The 24453-nt window shown below is 65.8% G+C and carries 23 protein-coding genes; 17 read left to right on the top strand and 6 right to left on the bottom strand.

Going from position 1 to position 24453, the window contains the following annotated elements; translation table 11 throughout:
* Positions 1-159 precede the first annotated feature (159 nt).
* From A5777_RS22925 to A5777_RS22880, 10 genes are all read left to right on the top strand, one after another.
* On the top strand, positions 160-828 hold the full coding sequence (locus A5777_RS22925; RefSeq protein WP_064864915.1) for an urea amidolyase associated protein UAAP2: 669 nt from the start codon (positions 160-162) through the stop codon (positions 826-828).
* Positions 829-854: 26 nt separating this feature from the next.
* The gene (locus A5777_RS22920; RefSeq protein WP_064864912.1) at positions 855-2909 is read left to right on the top strand and encodes a 5-oxoprolinase/urea amidolyase family protein; all 2055 of its coding nucleotides are present in this window, start codon (positions 855-857) and stop codon (positions 2907-2909) included.
* A complete protein-coding gene (atzF, locus tag A5777_RS22915; protein ID WP_064864908.1) occupies positions 2906-4591 on the top strand; it encodes an allophanate hydrolase in 1686 nt (561 codons plus the stop codon). The genes A5777_RS22920 and atzF overlap by 4 nt, the downstream gene beginning before the upstream one ends.
* Positions 4592-4810: 219 nt before the next feature.
* On the top strand, positions 4811-6505 hold the full coding sequence (locus A5777_RS22910) for a hypothetical protein (protein ID WP_064864905.1): 1695 nt from the start codon (positions 4811-4813) through the stop codon (positions 6503-6505).
* A 103-nt stretch (positions 6506-6608) separates the two neighbouring features.
* Positions 6609-6836, top strand: a complete 228-nt coding sequence (locus tag A5777_RS22905; RefSeq protein ID WP_064864902.1) for a hypothetical protein — start codon at positions 6609-6611, stop codon at positions 6834-6836.
* A gap of 208 nt (positions 6837-7044) precedes the next feature.
* Entirely contained in the window at positions 7045-7239 is a 195-nt protein-coding gene (locus A5777_RS22900; RefSeq protein ID WP_005206552.1) for a hypothetical protein, read from the top strand.
* A gap of 71 nt (positions 7240-7310) precedes the next feature.
* Entirely contained in the window at positions 7311-8207 is an 897-nt protein-coding gene (locus A5777_RS22895; RefSeq protein WP_064865047.1) for a DUF3558 family protein, read from the top strand.
* Entirely contained in the window at positions 8204-8758 is a 555-nt protein-coding gene (locus A5777_RS22890) for a DUF3558 domain-containing protein (protein WP_064864899.1), read from the top strand. Before A5777_RS22895 ends, A5777_RS22890 begins: the two co-directional genes overlap by 4 nt.
* A gap of 345 nt (positions 8759-9103) precedes the next feature.
* Positions 9104-9817, top strand: a complete 714-nt coding sequence (locus tag A5777_RS22885; protein ID WP_197502450.1) for a hypothetical protein — start codon at positions 9104-9106, stop codon at positions 9815-9817.
* Positions 9818-9871: 54 nt separating this feature from the next.
* Positions 9872-10228 (top strand): VOC family protein, encoded by a 357-nt coding sequence (locus A5777_RS22880; RefSeq protein ID WP_064864892.1) that lies wholly within the window; start codon positions 9872-9874, stop codon positions 10226-10228.
* Here A5777_RS22880 and A5777_RS22875 read toward each other — a convergent pair.
* Positions 10214-11104, bottom strand: coding sequence for an acyl-[acyl-carrier-protein] thioesterase (locus tag A5777_RS22875; protein ID WP_064864888.1), 891 nt, complete (start codon positions 11102-11104; stop codon positions 10214-10216). The genes A5777_RS22880 and A5777_RS22875 overlap by 15 nt on opposite strands.
* A gap of 136 nt (positions 11105-11240) precedes the next feature.
* Between A5777_RS22875 and A5777_RS22870 the strand changes: the two genes are divergently transcribed.
* The 5 genes from A5777_RS22870 to A5777_RS22850 all read left to right on the top strand — a co-directional run bounded on the left by A5777_RS22870 (position 11241) and on the right by A5777_RS22850 (position 17073).
* The gene (locus A5777_RS22870; protein ID WP_064864883.1) at positions 11241-12926 is read left to right on the top strand and encodes an FAD-dependent oxidoreductase; all 1686 of its coding nucleotides are present in this window, start codon (positions 11241-11243) and stop codon (positions 12924-12926) included.
* Between the two features lie 114 nt (positions 12927-13040).
* A complete protein-coding gene (locus A5777_RS22865; RefSeq protein WP_064865043.1) occupies positions 13041-14351 on the top strand; it encodes a glycosyltransferase family 4 protein in 1311 nt (436 codons plus the stop codon).
* Positions 14338-15063, top strand: a complete 726-nt coding sequence (locus tag A5777_RS22860) for a class I SAM-dependent methyltransferase (RefSeq protein WP_005206560.1) — start codon at positions 14338-14340, stop codon at positions 15061-15063. The genes A5777_RS22865 and A5777_RS22860 overlap by 14 nt, the downstream gene beginning before the upstream one ends.
* 37 nt (positions 15064-15100) lie before the next feature.
* Positions 15101-16138: a hypothetical protein gene (locus tag A5777_RS22855; RefSeq protein ID WP_005206561.1), complete on the top strand. Its 1038-nt coding sequence runs from the start codon at positions 15101-15103 to the stop codon at positions 16136-16138.
* A gap of 74 nt (positions 16139-16212) precedes the next feature.
* The gene (locus A5777_RS22850; RefSeq protein WP_064864880.1) at positions 16213-17073 is read left to right on the top strand and encodes an LLM class F420-dependent oxidoreductase; all 861 of its coding nucleotides are present in this window, start codon (positions 16213-16215) and stop codon (positions 17071-17073) included.
* A 419-nt stretch (positions 17074-17492) separates the two neighbouring features.
* Here the strand turns inward: A5777_RS22850 and A5777_RS22845 are convergent, their stop codons facing one another.
* From A5777_RS22845 to A5777_RS22835, 3 genes are read right to left on the bottom strand one after another with little or no spacing between them, the layout of a single operon-like run.
* Complete coding sequence (locus A5777_RS22845; RefSeq protein ID WP_064864877.1) at positions 17493-18071, bottom strand: peroxidase-related enzyme; 579 nt, start codon at positions 18069-18071, stop codon at positions 17493-17495.
* Positions 18072-18128: 57 nt separating this feature from the next.
* The gene (locus A5777_RS22840) at positions 18129-18770 is read right to left on the bottom strand and encodes a TetR/AcrR family transcriptional regulator (RefSeq protein ID WP_064864875.1); all 642 of its coding nucleotides are present in this window, start codon (positions 18768-18770) and stop codon (positions 18129-18131) included.
* A complete protein-coding gene (locus A5777_RS22835) occupies positions 18767-19612 on the bottom strand; it encodes an SDR family oxidoreductase (RefSeq protein WP_064864872.1) in 846 nt (281 codons plus the stop codon). The genes A5777_RS22840 and A5777_RS22835 overlap by 4 nt, the downstream gene beginning before the upstream one ends.
* Before the next feature lie 210 nt (positions 19613-19822).
* Between A5777_RS22835 and A5777_RS22830 the strand changes: the two genes are divergently transcribed.
* On the top strand, positions 19823-21262 hold the full coding sequence (locus A5777_RS22830) for a flavin-containing monooxygenase (RefSeq protein WP_064864868.1): 1440 nt from the start codon (positions 19823-19825) through the stop codon (positions 21260-21262).
* A complete protein-coding gene (locus tag A5777_RS22825; RefSeq protein WP_064864865.1) occupies positions 21259-22218 on the top strand; it encodes an alpha/beta hydrolase in 960 nt (319 codons plus the stop codon). The genes A5777_RS22830 and A5777_RS22825 overlap by 4 nt, the downstream gene beginning before the upstream one ends.
* On the opposite strand, the gene A5777_RS22820 is transcribed toward A5777_RS22825, so the two are convergent.
* Positions 22215-23741: an acetyl-CoA acetyltransferase gene (locus A5777_RS22820; protein ID WP_064864862.1), complete on the bottom strand. Its 1527-nt coding sequence runs from the start codon at positions 23739-23741 to the stop codon at positions 22215-22217. The two genes, A5777_RS22825 and A5777_RS22820, sit on opposite strands and share 4 nt — an antisense overlap.
* Complete coding sequence (locus A5777_RS22815) at positions 23741-24436, bottom strand: class I SAM-dependent methyltransferase (RefSeq protein ID WP_064864859.1); 696 nt, start codon at positions 24434-24436, stop codon at positions 23741-23743. Before A5777_RS22815 ends, A5777_RS22820 begins: the two co-directional genes overlap by 1 nt.
* Positions 24437-24453: the final 17 nt, after the last annotated feature.

Raw genomic sequence — 24453 nt, 5'->3', positions numbered from 1 at the left:
CCAGCGGAAGGTGCTCGCGCCCGGCTCAACCAGCGGAACCGTTGAGCAGCCACGAGGAACGAGCCGTTTCTCGCTGGTTGAGCAGCCGCGAGGAACGAGCGGCGTGTCGAAACCACCACCCATCCCCGAACTACACACATCCGAACGCAAGGACCACTGATGACCACCACGATCAACCCCACCACCGCCCCGGCGGCCGACCTCGCGCTCGTGCCCGGCGACGTCATCTACGACGGCATCGTCGCTGAGCGCGCTCCCTGGTCGGAAGTCGTTGCCGCGGGCGATGTTGCGACCATCGTCGACCTCCACGGCAACCAGGCCGTCGACACGCTGTTCTTCGGCGGCCACGACCACTCGGTCCGCTACTCGGCGCAGACAACCATTGCCGCGCAGGGGAACATCTTCCTGACCACCGGCACGGTGATCCGCGACCAGGAGTCGCAGCCGATGATGACGATCGTCGCCGACGAGGTCGGCAATCACGACACCCTCGGCGGCGCGTGCTCGCAGGAGTCCAACACGCTGCGCTACGGCCATCACACCAAGCACCAGCACGCGTGCGTCGAGAACTTCCTCATCGGTGGCTCACGACACGGCCTCGGCAAGCGGGATCTCGTCGGCAACGTCAACTTCTTCATGAACGTGCCCGTCGACCCCGACGGCGCACTCGGGATCGTCGACGGCCTGTCCGCGCCCGGCAAGCGCCTCGCGCTGCGCGCCGAAGTCGACACTCTCGTGCTCGTGTCCAACTGCCCCCAGATCAACAACCCCTGCAACGGATTCGACCCGACTGCCGTCCGCGTGATCGTCACGCGGCCGCGGGGCTGACCGAGTACCGACCGCCAGGAGACGAGATGAACAGCCAGACAACACAGTTCGACGGCATCGAGGTGCTGCGCGCCGGACCCATGACCACCATCCAGGATTGGCCTGGCCGCGTCGGCTACTGGAAGGTCGGTGTCCCGCCGTCGGGTCCGATGGACGACCTGTCCTTCAGGTTGGCCAACATGGCCGTCGGAAATCCGGTCGATGCCGCGGGACTCGAGGTGACGATGCTCGGACCACGCCTGCGTTTCTCGACGTCGGCAACTGTTGCCGTGACCGGCGCCCCGGTCCAGTTGACTCTCGACGGAGTCGTTGTGCCCCAATGGGTCCCACTCACGGTGCCCGCGGGCGGCGTGCTCGACATCGGAGCCGTGGGTTCCCTCGGACTGCGCGTGTACATCGCGATCTCCGAGGGTGTCGAGGCGGAGGAGTATTTGGGCAGCCGTTCGACGTTCACGATGGGCAAGTTCGGCGGACTCGACGGTCGCGTCCTTTCCGACGGTGACATTCTGGCGCGGGCGGGTCTCCCGACCGTGAACTCGACGCGGATTCTCACCGAGGAGCAGCCGGCGTTCACGAACGCATGGCAGCTCGGGGTGACGGTCGGACCGCACTCGGCCCCGGAGTTCTTCACTCCTACCGACATCGCCGAGATCATGGGCACCGACTATCAGGTGCACTTCAACTCCGACCGCACGGGGATTCGCCTGGTCGGCCCCAAACCGCAGTGGGCACGGACCGACGGCGGCGAGGCGGGGCTGCATCCGTCGAATATCCACGACAACGCGTATTCGGTTGGAGCACTGGACTTCACCGGCGACACCCCGATCCTGCTCGGCCCCGACGGACCGAGTCTCGGCGGGTTCGTCTGTCCGGTGACGGTGACGGCGGCGGAGCGATGGAAGCTGGGGCAGCTCAAGCCCGGTGACACGGTGCGGTTCGTCGCGGTCAAGGCGGCAGAGGCGGCGTCGCCCGCAGAACTGGGTCTCGCACGCAGAGCGAGCTTCGTCGATGTCCTTTCTCGCGGAGGCGATCCCGACAGCGGAATTCTGGGAACCACGACGACGGCCGACGGCACCACATCGGTGACCTACCGCCGCAGCGGCGACGACAACATCCTCGTCGAGTACGGCGAGATGCGCCTCGACCTCGCGCTTCGTGCCCGCGTGCATGCGCTCGCCGAGCGGATTGAAGCGGAGAACCCCGCGGGCCTTGTCGACCTGACACCCGGAATCAGATCGCTTCAGGTGAAAGCAGATCCGACGAAGTGGTCGCAGCACGCCATGCGGGACTGGCTCATCGAGTGTGAGAGTCAGCTCCCGGCGGCGTCGGAACTCGTAGTACCCAGCCGCACAGTGCATCTGCCGCTGTCGTGGGATGATCCGGCCACGCGTGAGGCGATCGAACGGTACATGCTCGGCGTCCGCTCCGATGCTCCCTGGTGTCCGTGGAACATCGAGTTCATCCGACGGATGAATGGTCTCGACTCGGTCGACGACGTACACCGGATCGTGTTCGACGCCGACTACCTCGTTCTCGGTCTCGGAGACGTGTACCTCGGTGCGCCCGTGGCGGTTCCGCTCGATCCGCGGCATCGACTGGTCACGACGAAGTACAACCCGGCACGTACCTGGACCCCCGAGAACGCTGTCGGCATCGGGGGTGCCTACCTCTGCATCTACGGTATGGAGGGGCCCGGCGGCTACCAGTTCGTCGGCCGCACGACGCAGGTCTGGAACCATCGCTATCCGCAGCAGGCTCCGGGATTCGATCCCGAACATCCCTGGCTGCTGCGCTTCTTCGACCGCATCAAGTGGTACCCGGTCGGCGCTGACGAACTGCTGGACATGCGGGCCGACGTCGCGGCGGGCCGCGGCGACAGCGTGCGCATCACCGAAGGCACCTTCTCGCTGGCAGAGCACGAGCGTTTCCTCGCCGACAACGCCGACGCCATCGCCGCATCCCGCACGACGATGGAGTACGCGCGAGCCGAAGAGCGTGAACGATGGTCTCTGGCAGGAGAGTTCACGACGACCGAGCAGAACCAGACCGGCAACTCGGATCCCAAGGGGAAGGTCGCATGACGAAAATCGACGATATCTACGCCGCGATCCGCGACGCCGACCGGCCGGAAGTGTTCATCACCCTTCGTCCGCAGGCCGACGTCGCACGCGACTACCAGCAGTCTCTGGCGAGCGGTGGACCACTGGCCGGAGTGACTCTCGCCGTCAAGGACAACGTCGACGTCGCGGGATTGCCCACGACGGCAGCGTGTCCCGGCTACGCCTACGTGCCCGACGCGGATGCGCCCACGGTTGCCGCGCTGCGCAAGGCAGGCGCTGTCGTCATCGGAAAGACCAACCTCGACCAGTTCGCCACCGGCCTCGTCGGAACCCGCAGTCCCTATGGCGCCGTGCGTGATTCGCGGCGAGCTGATCGAATCTCCGGCGGGTCGAGTTCCGGGTCGGCGGTTGCCGTCGCGCTCGGTTTCGCCGACATCGCGATCGGTACCGACACCGCCGGGTCGGGTCGTGTCCCGGCGGGTCTGCAGGGGATCGTCGGCGTGAAGCCGACCGTGGGGGCGCTCTCCACCGTCGGAGTCGTGCCCGCGTGTGCCGACTACGACGTCCCGACTATCTTTGCCGCCGACCTCGACCTTGCGAACCTCGCCACCGGAGTGATGGCAGAGGAAACTGGTGAGCGACCATTCGACAGAGCGACCCGATTCGCGGCACCCGAGGCCCCGGTCATCGCGGTGCCCGCCGAACTCCCCGAACTCGACGATCGCTGGCGTGGCGCCTTCAGTGACGCGGTGGCCGCGGCCGAGGCTGCCGGCTTCACGATCAAGACCGTCGACCTCACGCCCTTCCTCGCCGCGGCACGACTGCTCTACGACGACGCTCTCGTCTCTGAACGATACGACGCTGTCGGTGAGTTCATCGACAGCGCAGCAGATTCCGACGACGTCGGTCTCGATCCCGTTGTGGCGCAGATCGTGTCGAAGGCATCCGGTTACACCGCGGTGGATCTGCTCCGTGCTCGACGTCGACTCGCAGAACTCAGGGCGCTGGCGATGGACCAGTGGGGTGATGCGACAGCACTGATGGTGCCGACGGCGCCGTTTCATCCACGAATCGACGAGGTCGTCGCAGACCCGATCGGCGTCAACAGTCGGATGGGTACCTACACCAACTTTTGCAATCTGTTCGATCTGTGCGGGTTGGCGGTCCCGGCAGGCGTCGTCGACGAGGCCGACGGAACCCGATCCCAGTTCGGCATCACGCTCCTCGCGGGTGCACACGAGGACGCCGTTCTCATCGATCTTGCTCGGCGACTGCGGGTTTCGCCGACCAACTCCCGTGATAGCGCATCCTTGACCATGCCGACGTGGCCCGAACGTGTCGCGCCATCGGTCGAGTTGGCCGTATTCGGTGCACATATGGCGGGTGGACCGCTGACGCACGAGCTCAGCGGTCGTGGCGCGCGCTGGGGTAGGGAAGTACGCACAGCGCCGTCGTATCGCCTTGTCGCACTGGACACGACGCCGCCCAAGCCGGGATTGATCCGCGACGTCGGTGCGGGTTGTGTCATCGAGGGGGAGAGCTGGGTGCTGTCGCCGGCCGCTCTCGGGGAGTTCCTCGCCGCACTGCCGCAGCCGATGATGCTCGGCAAGGTCGAGCTCGCCGACGGCGACTGGGTGGTCGGATTCGGATGTGACGCGCAGGCCGGGGAGTCGGGCCGCCCGCTCGAGCGCACGCGGTGGTGAGCCGCCGACGAGCAGACGTTTGCGGCGCTAAATTGTGAACGGTCGTGCGCTGAAAGATGTTCTCTCCCGGCGCATTCTGGCAAGTCGTTGAACGGACTCCTCAACGCAGTCAGCATTCGAGCGTTTTCCTGAAATCGTCCGCTCTGGGTGAACTGTGGTGATTCAATCCTCCTAGCTCGGGGACAGTACTCGGGCGGATGTCTCGGAGGGGTAAGCCACATGGCTCAATCGGCGGTGAACGGTGCGCGGCGCGGTGGAGTTCGTCGAGCGGAGAAACAGGATCGACGCCGCAAGCGCAAGGCCGGTCAGCGCGCCGCGGCAGGCGCCGTGGCGGTCGCAGCCGCAACCACGCTCGGCTTCGGGCAGACGGTCGGGGCGGGGCACGCGGAGGCGTCGATCCTCGACGACGTGAACGCCGTGAAGTCCATCAACAGCAGCCCGTCAACTGTCCTCGGCTCCGTGATCGGCTCCGTGGTCAACAACCCTGCGATCCAGACGACTTTGGACGAGTGGCGCATCAAAGGCTGCGCGACCGGCGGCACCAGCGGCGGAGCTGACTGCTCCGCATCGACGGGCACGGGGGTTGCCATAGTCGTACCGACATCCGTCGACCTCGTGCCACGAGTGATTTATGTGCCGATTCAGGGAGCAGTCAACAACGATGTCGTCAAGCAGCTGCTGCAACTCATCGGTGTGTCTGCCTCCATTCCCGATGCCCCCGAAGCGATCGGTTCGGCACGGGTGGTCGGCGACGGCTTCCAATTTGCCTACGCCTCCGGCGGAGGAGGGGCCACTGCGATCTCGTACCTCCCCGTGAGCCTGGCGACCGCGGGTGCGAGTGACGGTCGGAAGGCGTACGCGTTCGCTGTCGTCGGTATGGCCAACGCCTGGACGACCAGCGACGTCCCGATCACGATCCTCGGACTCGGCACCGGGCTGAAGATCCCAGGGATCAAATCCGTCAGCTGTTACGGCGGCGTGACTGCTGCTTATGCCGAGTCGGTCGGTGGCTGCGTGAACATCGCCGGTACGTTTGACACCAGACTTGATCTGCAACAATCGGTTCCGGAGTTCCAGTCGGCCTTGACCGACCCTTCCGCGGTCCTCTTCGATCCGGGGTCTGTGTTCGGGCAGGTGGTCGCCGCGTTGCTGAACGGTCAGCCGCTTTCCCTCAGCAAGGACTTCGCACGGCTGACGGTCGGGGGCGACCGGACGGATGCGTACGGTCTGCCCGTGTTGTTCACGCTCACAAGCGATTACGGCACGCAGGCGCCCATCGTGGTGCACTGGCTAGGCTCGTCGGTGACGTTCAATCCGAAGGTGACGGTCAACGGCAAGGTCAAGCCGAACCATCTGGGACTTCCCGTGGTCACCCTCGCCGACGTCGACACCGCGCAGTTGCTCCCGACCGTCGACATCCCCAAAATCACGTTCCCGTTCGGGGTGCCGTCGTTGGGTCCGTTCGACGGGTCTACCAGCGCCGTCAGCAGGTCGACGGCCTCATCGTCGGTGAGCGCTCTGCGTGCCAACGCCAGCGAGACCATCGCTCCCGCGGACACCGACACCGACACGACCGCGGCGTCGAGCACCGCTGACGCACCGACGGCAACGACCGAAACCGACACGGCGACAAAACAAGTCGACGCTCCTTCAGTACCGAAATCGACAGCCGTTGCCGCGCAGAGAGATTCGCGCGATTCCAGCGCATCAGGGTACCTGGGCAGGCACCGCTCGCTTGATGACTACGTCGGTAAGCATCGTTCGACGGATGGCACAGGGAGCCCAGCCGGCACGGCGTCGAACGGCGTCGCGAGTACCGAGGGCGCAACCGACACCACCGATACCCACACACACGACACCGGGACGTCGTCGGAGTCAGCGCACTCGACCGCTAACGCCGCGAGCAGTCAGTAGTACCGGCCCGCCTCCGCGCCACGAGATCGGTCTGTTCCTTCCGCACGAACTGCGGCGTTTGTTACAACGGAAGAGGCCGATCACTCGACGCGAGGAGACGACAATGAGCGAACCGATCTCAGGCGAAGACCTGCCCGACGGCGTCGTCGACCCCGAAGCGCCACTCGACGACGAGCCGGGCGAATCGCTTGCCGACGATGCGCCGCTCGACGAATTCGTCGACCCGCTCGCGGGCGTCGAACCACCACAATCCGACGACGTTCCGAGCGCGGACTACGTCGACCAGCACCTCGACGTCGACGAGGTGGAACCACCCAGGCGCGACGACTGAACCCAGAACCACCGCGGGCCCGAAGAGCCGGGGGCGGCCCGGAAATGCGGCGCCCAGAATTGCTGCGCGTTGACCCTGAAACGCCGATAGCCCCCAGAGCCCGATTGGCTACAGTGGAGCCACCGACGCAGGTTCGCCCCAATGGTGTCGCCGACCGCTCTCTCATCGGAGTCCAGCGGCCGACGGCGGCGCGCGCTAGGAGGAAGTCATGGCGATCGATCCCGCAAAGAGCAAGGCAGTCTCACAGGTGGTGCGCGAGCATCCGGGGATGAGCCTCGTGGCGATCTCGCCAGGCATCGTGGTCTTCCTCCTGGTGGGGTTCTTCGCCAATTGGTTTCTGGCGATCGTGCTCGGCGTCGTCATGGTGGCGGGCGGGTACTACATGCTGACGCGACAGAAGTGAGCAGGGCATAAACCGGTGCGAGAACGACTGCGGACGGGTGACGTTCACTCGTGGGCAACGAGGCCCCGACGTTGAGCGCACGCGTCGACGCCTATATCTGGGCCATCCGGCTCACAAAAACACGTTCGGCTGCGGGTGACGCATGCCGAGGTGGCCACGTTCGGGTCAACGGAGCGACCGCGAAGCCCGCACAGCACGTCAGCATCGGCGACGAGGTGCGGCTGAGGTTGGGTGGTCGAGAACGCATCGTCGAGGTGACCCAGGTGATCACCAAGCGAGTCTCGCCCGCCGCGGCGTCGGCCTGCTACATCGACAAGAGTCCACCGCCGCCGGCCAAGGAGATCCTGGCGAGTCAGCCACGACGCGATCGTGGTGCCGGTCGGCCGACGAAACGCGAGCGACGCGAGATCGACAAGCTGATGCGCGGGGGCTTCCTCGTGTCGTTGGCGGTGGTGATCGCGCTGATCGGTAGTGCGTGCTCATCGGATTCCGACGATTCGGGAGGCAACAGCAACGGCAACGCTGCGGCGCCGCCGGCCAAGGCGGGGTCGGGTCCGTTCTTCGGTGAATGCGGAGGCGTGACCACGGAGGAGGTCAACAGCCTCGCAAAGCTGGGAACGCTGACCAACACGGTGAACAATTCGTCGGTGTGTGAGTGGTCGTCGAGCGTCGATCGCACCGGGCCGGTGGCATCGTTCAACTGGTATCGCGGATCACCGATCGGACGTGAGCGCGCCACCGAGCAACTCTCCCGCGAGTCGACCAAAGACATAGAGATCAACGGCCACAAGGGATTCATCGCCTCCGACACGGGCATCTGCGAGATCGGCATCGCTTTCGGCGCCGACTTCTTCGAGTGGTCGGTGAGCGCCGGGACGTCGTCACTGAACGCGCAGGGTCCCGACACCGAACAGATCTGCGACGCCACGCGCCAACTGTCCACGATGTCGATCGAGCGTGCATCATGAGGCGCCTGCGACGCGTCGTCGTGCCACTGCTTGTCGCTCTGGCACTGCTTGTCGGAGCGCTGTCGGGCTGCACCATCGACGGTCAGGCGGTGTCGTCCGAGCAGGCCAACGCCGATCAACCAGGCAACGTCGACACCGACCGGTTCGACAAGCTGACCCTCGAATGCCAGGTGCTCTCAACCGCCCAGCTCGCCAAGGCGGTCGGCGGGACATCGGCACGGGGCACCTTCAACGGCGCAATCTGCCGGTGGATCGTCGACGGGTCGGTCACCGCGAATGTCACGTTCAACTGGTTCGAATGGGGCGACTTCAACGTCGAGAAGGACACCGCCAAGCGGCTCGGCTACACCACCGAGAACGTCCGGATCGTGAGTCAGGCGGCGTTCACACAACGCGACCCCAAGCGCCCGGCTGTGTGCGGTGTGACCACCCGCGCGCCGACCCGCGGCGTCTACACGTTCTGGGTCGAACCGATCGGCGGCGCCGCAGCGGCAGACCCGTGCACCGCTCCGACAAAGCTGATGGAGCTACTCCTCAACGGTGGCCAATAGTCGCTGCCGCGACGGTAGGGATTGGTCGCTGCCGCGACGGTGGCCAATAGTCGCTGCCGCGACGGTGGCCAATAGTCGCTGCCGGGCACTACAGCGCGCGCCGGGGCATGATCTATGCCCATGGGACACTCCGGGTTTCGAATCCTCCGTGCGGTATGCGTTCCAGCGCTGGCGGCGCTTGCGATCGTAGGGGTCGGGTCGGTTGCCGACGCGGCCCCGAGCAACCGATGCGCCGGCGCGACAGTCACCACCAGGACTGCCTCGCCGTCTCCGACGGGGTGGGCTGAGAACCTCACGTTCGATCACTCGGGCAACCTGTGGGTCTCGCGTCTCTACGGGAATTCGGTGGAGCGCTACGACCGGTCCGGCCGACGCACCGCGACCGTTCCGGTGCGGGCGCCGGGCGCGCTGCGCATGAGTCCTGGCGGCGACCTGTATGTGAACTCCGGCGACCAATCGTCGTTCGGCGCCGAACGCAACGGCGTAGTCGTGAAGTTTGATCCGCTTGCGCCGCAACCGAATCCGACGGTCTACGCACGAGGGTTCGCGATGCCCAACGGTCTGGCTTTCGATGCGCGCGGGTTCGGATATGTCGTCGACAGTGTGCGCGGCGTGGTTAGGATCGCGCCGGGTGGCGCCATCGACCAGCAATGGACGGATAGAGCCCGCGCCGCGCTCACCGCGTCGCCGGCTGTCAATGGGATCAGCCCCAATGGCGCGGTGGCCATCGGCAACGACCTCTACCTGACCTTCACGGCGAGCCGGACGGGCCGCGTCGTCGCACTACCGCTCGACGATCCCGGCTCGATTCGGGTCGTCGCCGACCTCACGGCTCCACTGCCCGGCTTGCTCGATGACCTCACCGCACTGGATCCGCACACGGTGGCCGTCACGTCGACGCTCGGCTCGCTCGCCCTCGTCGATGTGCGGACGGGCGCGCGGTGCACCATCGCACTCGGCGCGCCGGCGACGGCCGTCGCTGTGCAACCCTCGGATACGCGTGCGCTGGTGGTCGCGTCGGAGACCGGCGCCCTGCTTGACGTACACCTCGCCGGGTGAACACAAGGCAAACGTATGTTCGACTATCGCCCGAATCGTGGCTAGGGTGAGTCCATGACTCTCTCGGTAGCCATGATCACGGTCGACACGCTCGATCCAACCACGCTCGCCAATTGGTGGGCGACCAATCTCGGCGGCACGATCGTCGCGGAGAATGACGGATTCTTCGTCGTCGTCGCACTTCGCGACGGCGGGCCCGCGATCGGTTTTCAGAAAGTCGACGACCCGACGCCCGGCAAGAATCGCATCCACCTCGACCTCGCGTCGCCCGACTATCCGGCCATCGTCGACACTCTCGTCGCGAACGGAGCCACCAAGCTCGGCGACCGAGAGATCCCTGGTGGCGGGTTCGGGTGGACCACGCTGACCGATCCCGCGGGTAACGAGTTCTGCGTGTCAGGCGGTCACTGACTCATCCGCCACGGCCTGACCGCCGACTTCCTGATCGCCGGCCACCTGGTCTGCTGGGCGCTTCGTCACCGATACGGTTGCCGCGACCTGGTGCTCGCCGTCGTCGCCGGGAATGAGCATCCACAGCAGAAGTCGCTGCGGCTCCCGGACGCGCCGCAACGTGATCGGCGTGCCGGGGACGATCGGACGCAGGTACTCGATCACCAGCCGGTGCGGTCCGTCGATCAGGTCGAGGTGCTCGACGAGTTCGTCCTCGACGGCCTCGAGGTACGCGGCGTTGTTGAGGTGCTTGAACGGATCGAAGTCGGTGCTGCGCAACACGTGTTCGCGGTCGTCGGCCGACGCCCCCTCGGCGTCGGGAGCCTTCTCCGGGTTCATCGACTTCCAGCGGAGTCGGTGCTCGTCGGTCATCGACGACAACAGCTCGAACGCGTCGTCGGAGATTCGTGACGGCATCCCCTGGTCGTTGACGTTGATCCAGAACGCCTCGGTCTCGATCAATCCCGACTTGCGCGGTTCGGGGTTGAACCGGTTGGTCTCGTGCTCGGCGGTCAGCCGCACGCGCATGTTGGTCCACCGTGTCGAGAGCGACCCGCACCACCGCTGTGCTGTGACGGTCGCAGGCCACGAGATCGGCTCGATGACGTCGACGACGGTTCGCCGCACGATCCAGAACGGGTCTGAGTCGCCGAGATCGGTCGCTTCGATGTTGTCGTTGGCGATGTCCTGCAGGTACCGGGCGACGGCGTCAAGCCGCACGCGCATGTCCTGGTCGACGTCGCCGGTGCGTACGCGGTAGGTCGCCTCGAAGAAACGCGCACCCTCCTTGCGCTTGGGGAGGGCTGTGCCGGTGGCCTGGCTGTTGTCGCGGGTCAATAGATGTCCTCTGTTGGCGGTGTCGGCTGGCTCACACGCTGTGGTTACGATCGGGTAGCTCACGGACCGGTCGTTAAGATACAGTCACCACAAAACTAGAACACGTTCTACGTGTTGAACTTCGAGGACAGCGCCGATGGCCCATGTGATCACACGCCCCTGTTGTAACGATGCGAGCTGCGTCGCGGTGTGCCCGGTCAACTGTATCCACCCGACGCCCGACGAGCCCACCTTCTTCACCGCAGAGAGCCTCTACATCGACCCGGACACCTGCATCGACTGCGGGGCATGTATCGACGAATGCCCCGTCGAGGCGATCATCCCCGACGATCAGCTCGAGGAGCGCGACGAGCCTTACCTGCAGATCAACGCCGACTACTACAAGGACCACGACGTCGAAGGTGGTCTGGTTCCCCCGAAGAAGGCCCCCAAGCTGCCCGAAGGAGACGTCCGTGTCGCCATCGTCGGCGCCGGACCTGCCGCGTTCTATGCCGCGGAGGAACTGGTCCGCAAACCGCAGATCTCGGTCGACATGTTCGACCGTCTGCCGACGCCATACGGATTGGTGCGCGCGGGGGTCGCCCCCGACCACGCTGCAACCAAGGGTGTCGAGTCGACCTTCGCGGCGACCTCGGCCAAGCGCAATTTTCGCTACTTCCTCAACGTCGAGGTCGGCAAGCACATCAGCCACGACGAACTGACCGCCCGCTACAACGCGGTCATCTATGCCGTCGGGGCGCCGACCGACAAGCGGCTCGGCATCCCCGGCGAGGAGCTGTCCGGTTCGGTGTCGGCCACCGAATTCGTCGCCTGGTACAACGGCCACCCCGACTTCGCCGACCTCACCTTCGACCTGTCCGGGGAGCGCGCTGTCGTCGTCGGCAACGGCAACGTCGCGCTCGACGTCGCACGCATACTGGTGACCGATCCCGACGATCTCGCGAAGACCGACATCGCCGATCACGCCCTCGCCGCGTTGCGCGAGTCGAACATCCGCGAGGTTGTGCTCCTCGCGCGACGCGGAATCGCACAGGCCGCCTACACCAACAGCGAGTTCCTCGCGCTGGGTGAGGTCGACGGTGTGGACGTGATCATCGATCCGGCCGAGCTCACGCTCGACCCGGTGTCGGAGGCCGCACAATCCGACGATGAGTTGGATTCGACGATCGCGACCAAACTGCGGCTCGCGCAGGAATTCGCGGAACGCCCGACCACCGAAGGCAACAAGCGGATCGTCTTCCGCTTCATGACGTCACCGACCGAGCTGACCGGCGACGGAAAGGTCGAGGCACTGCACGCCGTGCGCAACGTCTATACCGAGGCCGGTGAGAACGTCGCGATCGTGCCAACCGACGACGGCTTCGACCTCGAGACCGGGCTCGTATTGCGTGCGATCGGCTATCGCGGAGTGCCCATCAACGACGTCCCGTTCGACGAGGTGCGCTGCGTGGTGCCCAACGTCGAGGGCAGGGTGCAGTCGAGCGTCGACGGCGAGATCGTCAGGGGTCTATACGTGACCGGATGGATCAAGCGCGGTGCGACCGGCGGCATTGGACGTAACCGACTGTGCGGGCAGGAGACCGCGGAATCGGTGATCGCCGACTTCGTCGCAGGCGTCCTGCCGCAGTCCTCTACCTCGGCCGATGACGTCGCCGACCTGGTGGCCGACCACGGCGCACATCGCATCGACCTCGCCGGATGGAAGAACATCGACGCCACCGAACGCAGCGCCGGCAAGTCGGCTGGGCGTCGTCGTGTGAAACTGGTGCATATCGGTGATCTCGAGTCGGCGTCCCGGGAGGCCGCAGAATCGCGATCGTGAGGGCGGTGTCGATTCGGCCTGTGTCGTCAGACCACTCGGTCGTCGATTGGCCGGCGAGTCGTGCAGCAGCATCGGGTCGTCGAAGGCCCGTGAATGGAGAGGTGGAACCACAAGGTGCGCGTGGCATTACTGTCGTATCGCAGCAAGCCGCATTGCGGTGGGCAAGGCGTCTATGTACGCCATCTCAGCAGGGAATTGGCGCTGTTGGGGCATCAGGTCGAGATTTTCTCGGGACAGCCGTATCCCGAGCTCGACCAGTCGGCGATAGACGCAGGCGTCACGCTCACCAAGGTTCCGAGCCTCGGTCTCTACGACGAACCCGACCCGTTCCGTACTCCGCGGCCCAGTGAGTTCCGCGACTGGATCGATGCCCTCGAAGTGGGCGCGATGTGGACGGCGAGCTTCGGCGAGCCGCTGACGTTCAGCCTTCGTGTCGCGCGGCTGCTCGCCGACCGTCGCGCCGACTTCGACATCGTGCACGACAACCAGTGCCTCGGCTACGGCCTGCTGCAGATCCAGAAGCAGGGCTATCCGTTGATCGCGACGATCCACCACCCGATCACGCGTGATCGTTCGTTGGCGGTCAAGGCGGCCAAGGGATGGCGCAAGGTCAGTGCGTGGCGGTGGCATTCGTTCCTGCGGATGCAGGGTCGAGTCTCGCGGCGCATTCCGGAGTTGTTGACGGTCTCGCGGAGCAGCGAGGTCGACATTCGGAAGGCCTTCGACATCGAGGCCGGTCGGATCACGACCATCCCGCTCGGTGTCGACACCGCGATCTTCCGTCCCGAGGCCGCGCAGGCGCGTGTGCCCGGGCGCGTGGTCTGCGTCGCCAGCGCCGACGCCCCTCTCAAGGGTGTGTCGTATCTGCTGGAGGCGATCGCGAAGCTGAGTGCTGAACGCGACGTCGAGCTCACGCTGGTGTCCAAGCTCGACCCCGACGGCCCGTCGGCGAAGATGATCGACGACCTCGCCATCTCGTCGCGAGTACGCCTGGTGTCCGGGCTCGCGGATTCGGAGATGGCGGAGCTGCTCGCGTCGGCTGAGGTTGCCTGCGTGCCGTCGCTGTACGAGGGATTCTCGCTGCCGGCCGTGGAGGCCATGAGCTGCGGCACGCCGCTCGTCGCCACGCACGCGGGCGCGATCCCCGAGGTCGTCGGCACCGACGGTCGGTCGGCTACGCTGGTGCCTCCACGCGATTCCGAGCGACTCGCGCAGGCCATCGGAGCTCTGCTCGACGACGAATCCGCCCGTGCCGCAATGGGTGTGGCCGCGCGTGAGCGGGTCGAAGATCGCTACAGCTGGGCTGCGGTCGCGGCGAAGACGGCGGCGCATTACGAGACGGTGCTCGCGCGGGTGGATCGTGAAGGCGTGAAAATGCTTGGGGTAACGATGGATTCGGAGAAGGGGAGTCATGCTCACAGTTGATTTCGACCGATTGGGTGTCGGGTCGCACACGAAGGTGATCGACATCGGTGCGGGGCAGGGCAGGCACTCGTTCGAGATGTTCCGTCGTGGTGCAGATGTCATCGCGTTCGACCAGTCCGAGAGCGACATGGCCGACGTGGCCGAGATGTTCGACGCGATGATGGCAGAGGGTCAGGTCCCCGCCGACGCCAAGGCGCGCGCGGAGGTCGGCGATGCTCTGCGTCTTCCCTACGCAGACAACAGCTTCGACGTCGTTCTGATGTCGGAGATTCTGGAGCACATCCCGTCCGACGAGGCCGCCATCGCCGAGATGGCACGCATTCTCAAGCCGGGCGGCATCGGTGCTGTGACGGTGCCGCGGTACTGGCCCGAGAAAGTGTGCTGGGCGCTTTCGGATGCCTACCACGAGGTCGAGGGTGGTCACGTCCGGATCTACAAGGCGTCGGAGCTGGCCGACAAACTGCGTTCGGCGGGCCTCGAGGTGACCGGAACCGACCACGCACACGCTCTACATGCCCCCTACTGGTGGCTCAAATGCGCTGTGGGCGTTGAGAACAACAAGAACCCGCTGGTACAGGCGTACCACAAGCTGTTGGTGTGGGACATGATGTCTGCGCCGGCTCTCACCCGCGTGGGTGAGCAGGTTCTCAACCCCGTGATCGGCAAGTCGGTCGCGTTGTACCTGCGAAAGCCGGAGAACGCAGCGTCGTGACCTCGACGTCGAGCGTCGTCGACCCATCCTCAGGTCGATGACCGCACAGGCGCACGTCGGTGCGCTCGCCATCGCCGGTGTGGTCACCGGTGAGCAGATGCGTGCCACCGGCGCCGCCATCGCCGCCATGCAGGAGGATTCCGGAGCGCTGCCGTGGTTCCCCGGCGGACGCACCGATCCCTGGGACCACATCGAATCGGCAATGGCATTGAGCGTCACCGGGTTTCATGCAGAAGCCGAGGCAGCGTACGCCTGGAGTCTGCACACGCAACGCGACGACGGATCGTGGCCGCTGCGCTTCGATTCGGGTGTTGTGACCGACCACGGCACCGACTCCAATTTCTGCGCCTACATCGCCGTCGGTGTGTGGCATCACTATCAGATCACCGGCGATGTCGTGTTCCTCGAACGCATGTGGCCGGTCGTCTGGTCGGCGATCAACCTCGTCCTGCGTTTCCAGCGTCCCGACGGCGCCTTCCGCTGGGCGGGCGACCACGCGACCGGCGCCATGTTCGACAAAGCGCTGATCACGGGGAATGCCAGCATCTTTCAGGCGCTCGACTGTGCCGTCCGCATCGCGACCGAGGTGGAGCAACCCGACGACGAGTGGGTGCGTGCACGTGCCGCGCTGCGCGACACATTTCGTTGTCGGCCAGAGGTTTTCGAGAAGCCGTCCGAGCATTCGATGGACTGGTACTACCCGGTGCTCGGCGGCGCGGTGCGCGGCCGTGCCGGTCAGGAGATGATCGCTCGACGCTGGGACGAGTTCGTCGTACCCGGTCTCGGCGCGCGGTGCGTCGACCACCGACCCTGGGTGACCGGTGCCGAAACCTGCGAATTGGCAATCGCACTCGACGCGCTGGGCGACACCGCGGACGCCGTGAAGCTCATCGCGTCGATCCAACACCTGCGCGACCCCGACGGCTCGTACTGGACCGGACTCGTCTTCGACGACGGCAAGCGCTGGCCGGTCGAGAAGAGTTGCTGGACGTCGGCGGCGGTTGTCCTCGCCGTCGACGCGGTCACGAGAAGCAGTGAGGCCAACGGGATCTTCCGCGAGGCCGGGGTGCTCTGAGCGCCGGTTCCCGGTGCCGGAGAAATTAGAACATGTTCTAGACAGGTGTCCAGTGGTCTGCCTATTCTTGCGGTATGGATTTCGGGATCGTTCAGTTCACCAGTGATCGTGGGCTCAAGCCGCAGGTGCTCGCGCCGCTCATCGAGGAGGCGGGGTTTGCCTCCTACTTCGTTCCCGAGCACGGTCACATCCCCACCCGACGCGACGCCGCGCACCCGCAGACCGGCGATTCGTCACTGCCCGACGACCGCTACATGCGCACCCTCGACCCGTGGACGACGCTGGCTGCCGCTGCCGCGGTCACCTCGCGTATCAAGCTCGCCACGGCCGTTGCATTGCCGGTGCAGTCCGATCCCATCACGCTCGCGAAAACGCTTGCCACACTTGACCACATCTCCGACGGCCGGCTGACGCTCGGCGTCGGTTTCGGATGGAACCTCGACGAGCTCGCCGATCACGGCGTTCCGTCGAAGCGTCGTCGAACGATGCTCCGGGAGTACCTCGAGGCGATGCGCGAGCTGTGGACGGCCGACGAGGCCGAATATCATGGCGAGTTCGTCGATTTCGGCACGAGCTGGGCGTGGCCCAAGCCTCCGCAGGGAGCGATCCCGACGCTCGTCGGCGCCGCAGGCAACGAGAAGAACTTCAAATGGATCGCGCGCAGCGCCGACGGATGGATCACGACGCCCGGCGAGGACGACATCGCCGGTTCCGTCGCACTGCTCCGACGGCTCTGGGCCGACGCCGGACGCTCCGGCGAACCGCAGATCGTCGTCCTGGACTTCAAGCCGATCCCCGAACGTCTCGAGGAGTTCCGCGACCTCGGCGTCACTACGGTGCTCTACGGACTGCCCGACGACAGCGTCGAACGTGCCACGGCCTACCTGGCCAAGCTGGCGGGCAAAGTAGGCCTCGCCCCCGCCGCGGCCCGCTGACCGGCCGCGCCGTCCGCTGATCGAGCCGCCCCGACCGCTGATCGAGCTTGTCGAGATCACTCGCCCCGCGGTGGGGTGGTCTCGACTCGGGTGCTCGCTGCGCTCGCGCCCGCTCGACCAGCGGTGAGACCCCGCTGATTGAGCTGCCTACCGCTGATCGAGCTTGTCGAGATCACCCGCTGATCGAGCCACCCACCGCTGATCGAGCTGCCCACCGCTGATCGAGCCGCCTACCGCTGATCGAGCTTGTCGAGATCACTCGCCCAACGGTGGGTGGTCTCGACTCGGGTGCTCGCTGCGCTCGCGCCCGCTCGACCAGCGGTGGGGGTTGCGCCCGCTCGCCCGGCGCTTGGTGGTCTCGACTTGGGTGCTCGCTGCGCTCGCGCCCGCTCGACCAGCGGTGGGTGTCGAGATCACTCTCAGCCGGCGGCGGGCCCGCGGTCGAGGGAGTGGTACTCGACGTTCGGCATGATGCCGAGGGCCGAGGAGATCCGGTTGGTGAAGTTGTACATCGCGGTCAACTCGACGACGTCCCAGATGTCGTCGGGACCCAAACCTGCGGCCGCGAGAGCGTCGACGTCGGAACGCTCGACGGTCGCGGGCTCGCTCGTCAGCTTCTCGACGAACACGCAGATGGCGCGCTGCCGTTCAGTGAGATCGGCGTGACGCCAGTTGAACGTGATCCGGTCGGCATTGGCTTCGTCGTGCAGCTCATGCCGTAACGCCTGACCATGCGACACCAGGCAGTACGTGCATCGGTTGATCCCCGACGCCACCACCGCGATCATCTCGCGATCTGCGCCCGAGAGCGTCTCCGACGGCTCGGTGACCTGACGAAAGTGGTTGAACCACGCGGAGAATCGCTCGGGGCGATGTGCATACGCCGTGAAGACGTTGGGCACGAAGCCGAGTTGCTCAGATGCCTTGCCGAAGAGTTTCTGTAGCTGCGGCGACAGCTCGTCGACCTCGGCGTCGGGGAAATATGATCCGCTGCTCACGGGACACGCTCCTGAAGGGGGTCATGACGGCCGGTCAGCGGCCGCGCGGTCACTCGATCACGCACGCGGCTGCGCGCGAAGCCCTGGCATCACGAAATTGAGGATGTACACCGCGACGGATCGCGGGTCGTCGGGGTCGATCGTGGTGCCGGGCACGGTGCCCAGGCTGATGAGGATGCGCGCGATCCACTCCGATGTCGTGTCGAGGTCGTGCCCCGCGTCGACCTCTCCGGTGCGGATCGCGGCCTCCACGTACGGCCTCCAGAAGTCTGCGAGGTCGGGGACGAGGCCCGCGACACCCGCACCCGCGCAGGCCGCGAACTCGTCGGGCTCGGCGGTGCGCAGGCGGAGAAGCAACGCGCCCGGGTCGTCGTAAGCTCCGCGGCCGATTCGCACGCCGGAGATGAGTTGTTCGGCGAAGCCGCTGATCGCGTCGAGCTCGCTGCGGGCGTTGGTCCAGAAGGCGTCGTTGAGTCGGACGATGGTTGCGCCGACCATGGTCTGCTTGTCGGGGAAGTGCCGGTACAGCCAGGCGCGGGAAACGCCCGCGACATCGGCGACCTGCTGCATGGTGGTGGCGCGGATTCCCTTGTCCGCCAACAAGCTTTCTGCGGCGTCGAGCATGCGGTCGGTGGCGGACGCCTCGACGGCGCGGGGCGATCCGGTGGTCTCTGCCTGCACGATGCCTCCCTGACTCATGTCAATTGGATGCGGCCGCTGCGTACGCCGGCGACGACACCGCCATCGACCAGGATATCGGTTCCGGTGATGAAGCCGGAGCGCACCGGGTCGAGGAGAAACTCGACGGCCGACGCGATGTCTTCGGCCGTGCCGAACCGGCCCGCGGCGCACTTGTCGATCATGGCCTGGTAACTCGAATGCGCGAACTCGGCGTTGAACTCACGCCATCCCATCTCCGTCGCGGTGACGCCGGGGCACACCGAGTTGATGCGCGCCCCGCGGTCACCCCAGATCGGCGCAGCGGACTGTACTCGAAAAACGTTGCCGCGCTTGCTGTATCCGTAGGCTAGACCGCAGGCGAACTCAGGTTGCACGTCGGGAAAGGCGAACATCGGTAACCCGGCCAACTCGCTGGCCGGAAGCGTCGAGAGTGCCGCGCCCTGTTCGGGGGTGACCGCGTCGGCGAAGATGTGTGCTGCGACGCTGGCGATGACGACGCCGGCGCCGCCGTCGGCGATGACCCGCCCGAACTCCTCTATGACGTATGCGGTGCCGACCAGATTGACCTCGACGATCCGCTCCGGAGTGGCCTGTGCCGGTGACACGCCCGCGGTGTGCACCAGGGAGGTGACCTCGCCGAGCGAGGCGGCTCGATCGGCGAGTGCGGCGACCTGATCGCGGTCGGCGACGTCGATCGCCTGCGCGGCGACGTCGAAGCCGCTGCGACGCAACGCGGACTCGACCTCCGTCAGGTGCTCGGCGTCGTAGTCGGCGATCAGGAGCGGCCGACCCGATCCGAGGCGACGCGCCACGGCCTCGCCCATTCCGCCAACGCCGATGACCGTCAGTACTGATGTCATGGTTTCTCCGCTCGATCGTCGGAATGCGCCGAGGCGCGGGCTCTGCGCCGAACTCTATCAACGAAAGTAGACATTTTTGCCAAAGTGTTCACCGAGTACGCAACTGAGGAGTAGACAGAATTATGAATCTGTCAACCAGACCACCTTGTCGACGCGATTTCCGTCGCTTCGTCATCACCGTCGCTTCGTCACCACTACCGAGAGGCAAATATGAGCGCACGTCCACCGCAGACGGCTGTGATCGGCGCGGGCATCAGCGGCCTGACCGCTAGCAAGATGCTGGCCGACTACGGCGTGCCGTTCGCCACGTTCGAGTCGTCGGATCGAGTAGGGGGCAACTGGGCCTTCGGCAACCCGAACGGCCACAGCAGCGCGTATCGGTCACTGCACATCGATACGTCCAAGCACCAGTTGTCTTTTCGTGATTTCCCGATGCCCGACGACTACCCCGACTTCCCGCACCACACCCTGATCAAGCAATACCTCGACGACTACACCGACGCCTTCGGCCTTCGCGAGAAGATCGAATTCGGCAACGGAATCACCCACGCGCAGCGCCTCGACGGCGGAGGCTGGGAACTCTCGACGCAGCGGGGCGAGACGCGCTACGCCGATCTTCTCGTCGTCGCCAACGGGCACCACTGGGATCCACGACTGCCCGACTTCCCCGGCGAATTCGCGGGTGTCGAGATGCACGCCCACTCCTACATCGATCCGCGTACGCCGCTCGACCTCTACGGCAAGCGCATCCTCGTCGTGGGGCTGGGTAACAGCGCTGCCGACATCGCGGTCGAACTATCCTCGCGCACACTTGAGAACACGGTCACCATCTCGACCCGCTCGAGTGCGTGGATCGTCCCGAAATACCTGGGCGGCAAGCCTGCCGACAAGTACTACCGCACCTCGCCACACATCCCGTTCGCCTGGCAACGCAAGATCGCCCAGGTCTTCCAGCCTCTCACCGCGGGCCGTCCCGAGAACTACGGACTCCCCGCGCCCAATCACAAGTTCTTCGAAGCGCATCCGACGCAATCGGTCGAGCTCCCGTTTCGTCTCGGCGCGGGCGACGTCACCGCGAAGGGCGACATTTCGCGTCTCGACGGCGACACCGTGCATTTCGTCGACGGGACGTCGGCCGACTTCGACGTGATCATCTATGCGACCGGCTACAACATCACGTTCCCGTTCTTCGATCCCGACTTCATCAGTGCCCCGGGCAATCAGATCGATCTCTACAAGCGAATGATCTACCCGGGTATCGACGACGCGTTGTTCGTCGGCTTCGCGCAGGCCACACCGACACTCTTCCCGTTCGTCGAATGCCAGGCGCGGCTCGTCGGCGCGTACGCCGTCGGCCAGTATCAGCCACCGCCCGTCGACGAGATGCGCAGGGTCATCGCTGAAGATCAGGAGTTCTACACCGGACACATGGTGCACAGCGCGCGGCACACCCAGCAGCTCGACTACTTCCTGTACGAACACGACATGCGCACCAAGGAATTACCCGCAGGTCGACGACGCGCCGCCGAACTCGGTGCACCGAGCTCGGCGGGTGTTGCAGAGCGTTCGACGCGCAGTGTCGAACCCGCGACGGAATCAGCCGAAACCGCAACAGAATTGGTGTCCACAAGCGACGGGGGAGCACGATGAGTCAGAACGTCAGAGAAGACGTCACCTTCGACAGCGACGGAACCGACTGCCACGCCTGGTTCTTCCCCGCCGCGGCACCCTCACCCTTCGCGACGGCCCACGGTGTTCCCGTCGTGGTGATGGCGCACGGTTTCGGCGGCACCAAGGATTCGGGACTCGAACCCTTCGCTCGACGCCTCGCCGATGCAGGGCTCGCGGTGTTCGCCTTCGACTACCGGGGTTTCGGTCTGTCGGGAGGCTCAGTCCGCCAACGGGTGTCGATGGCGGGTCAGATCGCCGACTACCATGCCGCAGCCGACGCCGCGGCACGTCAACCCGGTGTGGACGCAGGTCGCGTGGTGCTGTGGGGGCTGTCGCAGTCGGGTGGCCACGTCCTGTTGGCCGCCGCGGACCGCACCGACGTGGCCGCGGTGATCTCGGCGGTACCCATGGTCAGTGGCCTGGCCGCAGGGCGTCACCACCTCCCGCATGTCGGCGTGTTCTCGATGCTGCGACAGAGTATCGACGGTATCGCGAGCGCGGCGTCATCGAAAGTCGGTGGCGCGCCACATATGTTGCCGATCGTTGGTCGGCCGGGTCAGCAGGCGGCTCTCACCAGTTCCGGCTTCTACGAGAGCTACAAGGCTATCGCCGGACCGTCGTGGCTCAACGAGGTCGACGCGTCGGTGTCGCTCGAACTCGGCTCCTACCGGGCGGACAAGTACGTCGATCGGATCGACGCGCCGAAGCTCGTGCAGATCGCCGACTTCGATCGGGGGGCACCTCCGCACGCCGCCGCCAAAGCCGCGTTCAAGGCGCGTGCGGAGGTACGGCACTACCCGTGCGATCATTTCGGCATCTTCGCCGAGGTCGACCCGGTGACCTTCGAGCGCGTCGTCGAGCATCAGATTGCCTTCCTGACAAGGCATTTGGCTACTCCGGTCGATCTCCGCGAGCTCGACGCCGCGGTGAGCTAGGCCAGGCGGGCGCTGTTGGCGCCCTCGGTCGCCTCGATTGTCAGCTCGACGCCGAACGGATCACCCGTCTCGAGTAGCTCGAGCAGTGCGTCGTCGGAGGTGAGTGCGGCCACCCGGGCGTGGTCGTCGTGTGTTGTCGCGACGACCACGCCCACCGGCCCGCGCTTGCCATGATCGACGGTGTAGGTATCGAGAGTTGCTGAGCCCGTGAAGAACTCGGCGACGGGTAGCGGGGCCGTATCGTCGATGCGGGCCTGCAACGCGCGATCGGACCGAGGTGTCCAGGTGGTCGGCGTCGTCGAATAGACGCCGACGGACGTCTTGCTCATGATGCCGCCGTTGGCGACGACGAGGCCGAACGCGTCGGGTTGGCGTCGCAGTCGCTCGACGGTCTCGACGATCGCGTGGCTCGAGTAGTTGTGTCCCGGTCCGCCGAAGAAGGGCAGTCCACCGGTCACCGTAAGGCCGATCGGGGTGTCGACGTCGAATCCCAGTGCGTCGCAGACATTGAAGACAGGGATGGGAAAGCAACTGTAGAGGTCGATGGTGGCAAGATCGGCGACGCCGACCCCCGCCATCTCGAGCGCTCCGGACGTCGCAATGGCGGCCGCAGGGCTCGTGCCGATGTTGGGCCTGGCGAGCAGTGCGTGTTCACGAAGGTCGGTATGCCCGTGGAGGAACACCCATTTTTCGCGTGGTACTCCCATCTCCGTGGCGTTGGCTGCCGAGGTGAGAATGATGGCGGAGCCGACGTTCACCAGATCGCGTGCCACGACGAGGCGCGGATATGGCTGTGCGATAACGCGATTCGCGTCGGTGATCGTCGCCAACTCGTCCGCGCTGCGGATCACGGGCGATGCCGCAAAGGGATTGGCCGCCGCCACCTCGGTGAACGGAGCGAACAGGCGGCCCATCGCGCGTCGATGATCGTCGACGCTCACGCCGAGCCTGTTGCGTCGTGCATTCTCGGCGAGCGCATACGCGGCCGGCATCGACGTCAGCCGGTGTCGGACCATCGTCATGTCGATGAAGTCTTCGAAATGCGGTCCGCGATCGTCGAGTTGACTGTTGACCTCTTCACCGAAGTCGGGTTTGTCGTCGCGGTCGGCGAAGTGCCGAGCCGTCGATGTGGCCTCAGCGCCGACGACGAGCACGCAGTCGGCGCCGCCCTTCGCGATTTCCTCGGCATGCTCGATCACAAGGGACTGCGGCGACTGTCCGCCGACTACCTCGACGAGTACTCGCTCTGGCGTCAGGCCCACACGCCGCGCAACCGACCGCGGATAGTTGTTGGAGCGCCCCAGCGGACTGGGCACATGCGGCATGTTCTCCATCTCGCGAACAGCGGCGATCACGTCGATCGCTTCGGCCACGGCTGCGTCAACGCCGGTGTCGGCCAGGGCATTTCGAGTCGCGGCGGCACCGAGATCGATGCTCGACCACGCCTGGTAGTCGGGAGTGTCGATGCGGTCGCGCGACTGCCCGACGCCGATGATGACCGGCGTGGTGGGGTCGATGCGCATCAGCGCGGTAGCTTCTTCCCGACGACGCCGGTGTCGCGACGCAGCACGCGCAGCGAGCCCTCTACGCGCACCTCGGTGAACTGGCCCGTCGCGAGTGCCTGACAGTAGATCTCGTACGGCGGCCTTCCGCCGTCGGCGGGGTCGGGGAACACGTCGTGAATCAGCAGCGCGCCACCGATCCGAACCCACGGCGCCCAACCGTCGAGGTCGTTCTGCGCGGCCTCCATCGAATGACCGCCGTCGATGAACACGAAGTCGGCGGGCGAGCCCCAGATGCGTGAGGCGACGGTCGACGGTGCGAGCACTCCGATCACCGTCTGCTCCAGATCGGCGTCGAACATTGTGCGACGGAAGCGTGCCGAGGTGTCGAGGGTGCCGGTGTGCGGGTCGACGAGCGTCGTGTCGTGGTACTCCCAGCCGGGTTGGTGTTCTTCGGAACCGCGGTGGTGGTCGACGGTGACGATGGTTGCGCCGAGGGGTTCGGCTGCGGCGCCGAGGAACACCGTCGACTTTCCACAGTAGGTGCCGATCTCGATGCCGAGTTTCGTCGAATCCGGTTGGGAGAGATACTCTCCGGCGATCTCGAAGAGTGTCTGCGCCTCGTCGAGCGGCATGAAGCCGGGGGCGTCGTCTGCGACCTTGCGTCGGATGGCCGAGGGGGCTGACGTCGGCTGCGAGGCCGAGGGTGCACTCATGTCCCAGATCCTAACCG

The organism is Gordonia sp. 852002-10350_SCH5691597 (genome assembly GCF_001665715.1).
Taxonomy (GTDB): domain Bacteria; phylum Actinomycetota; class Actinomycetes; order Mycobacteriales; family Mycobacteriaceae; genus Gordonia; species Gordonia sputi.
This window is presented reverse-complemented; position numbering and strand designations above follow the sequence as displayed.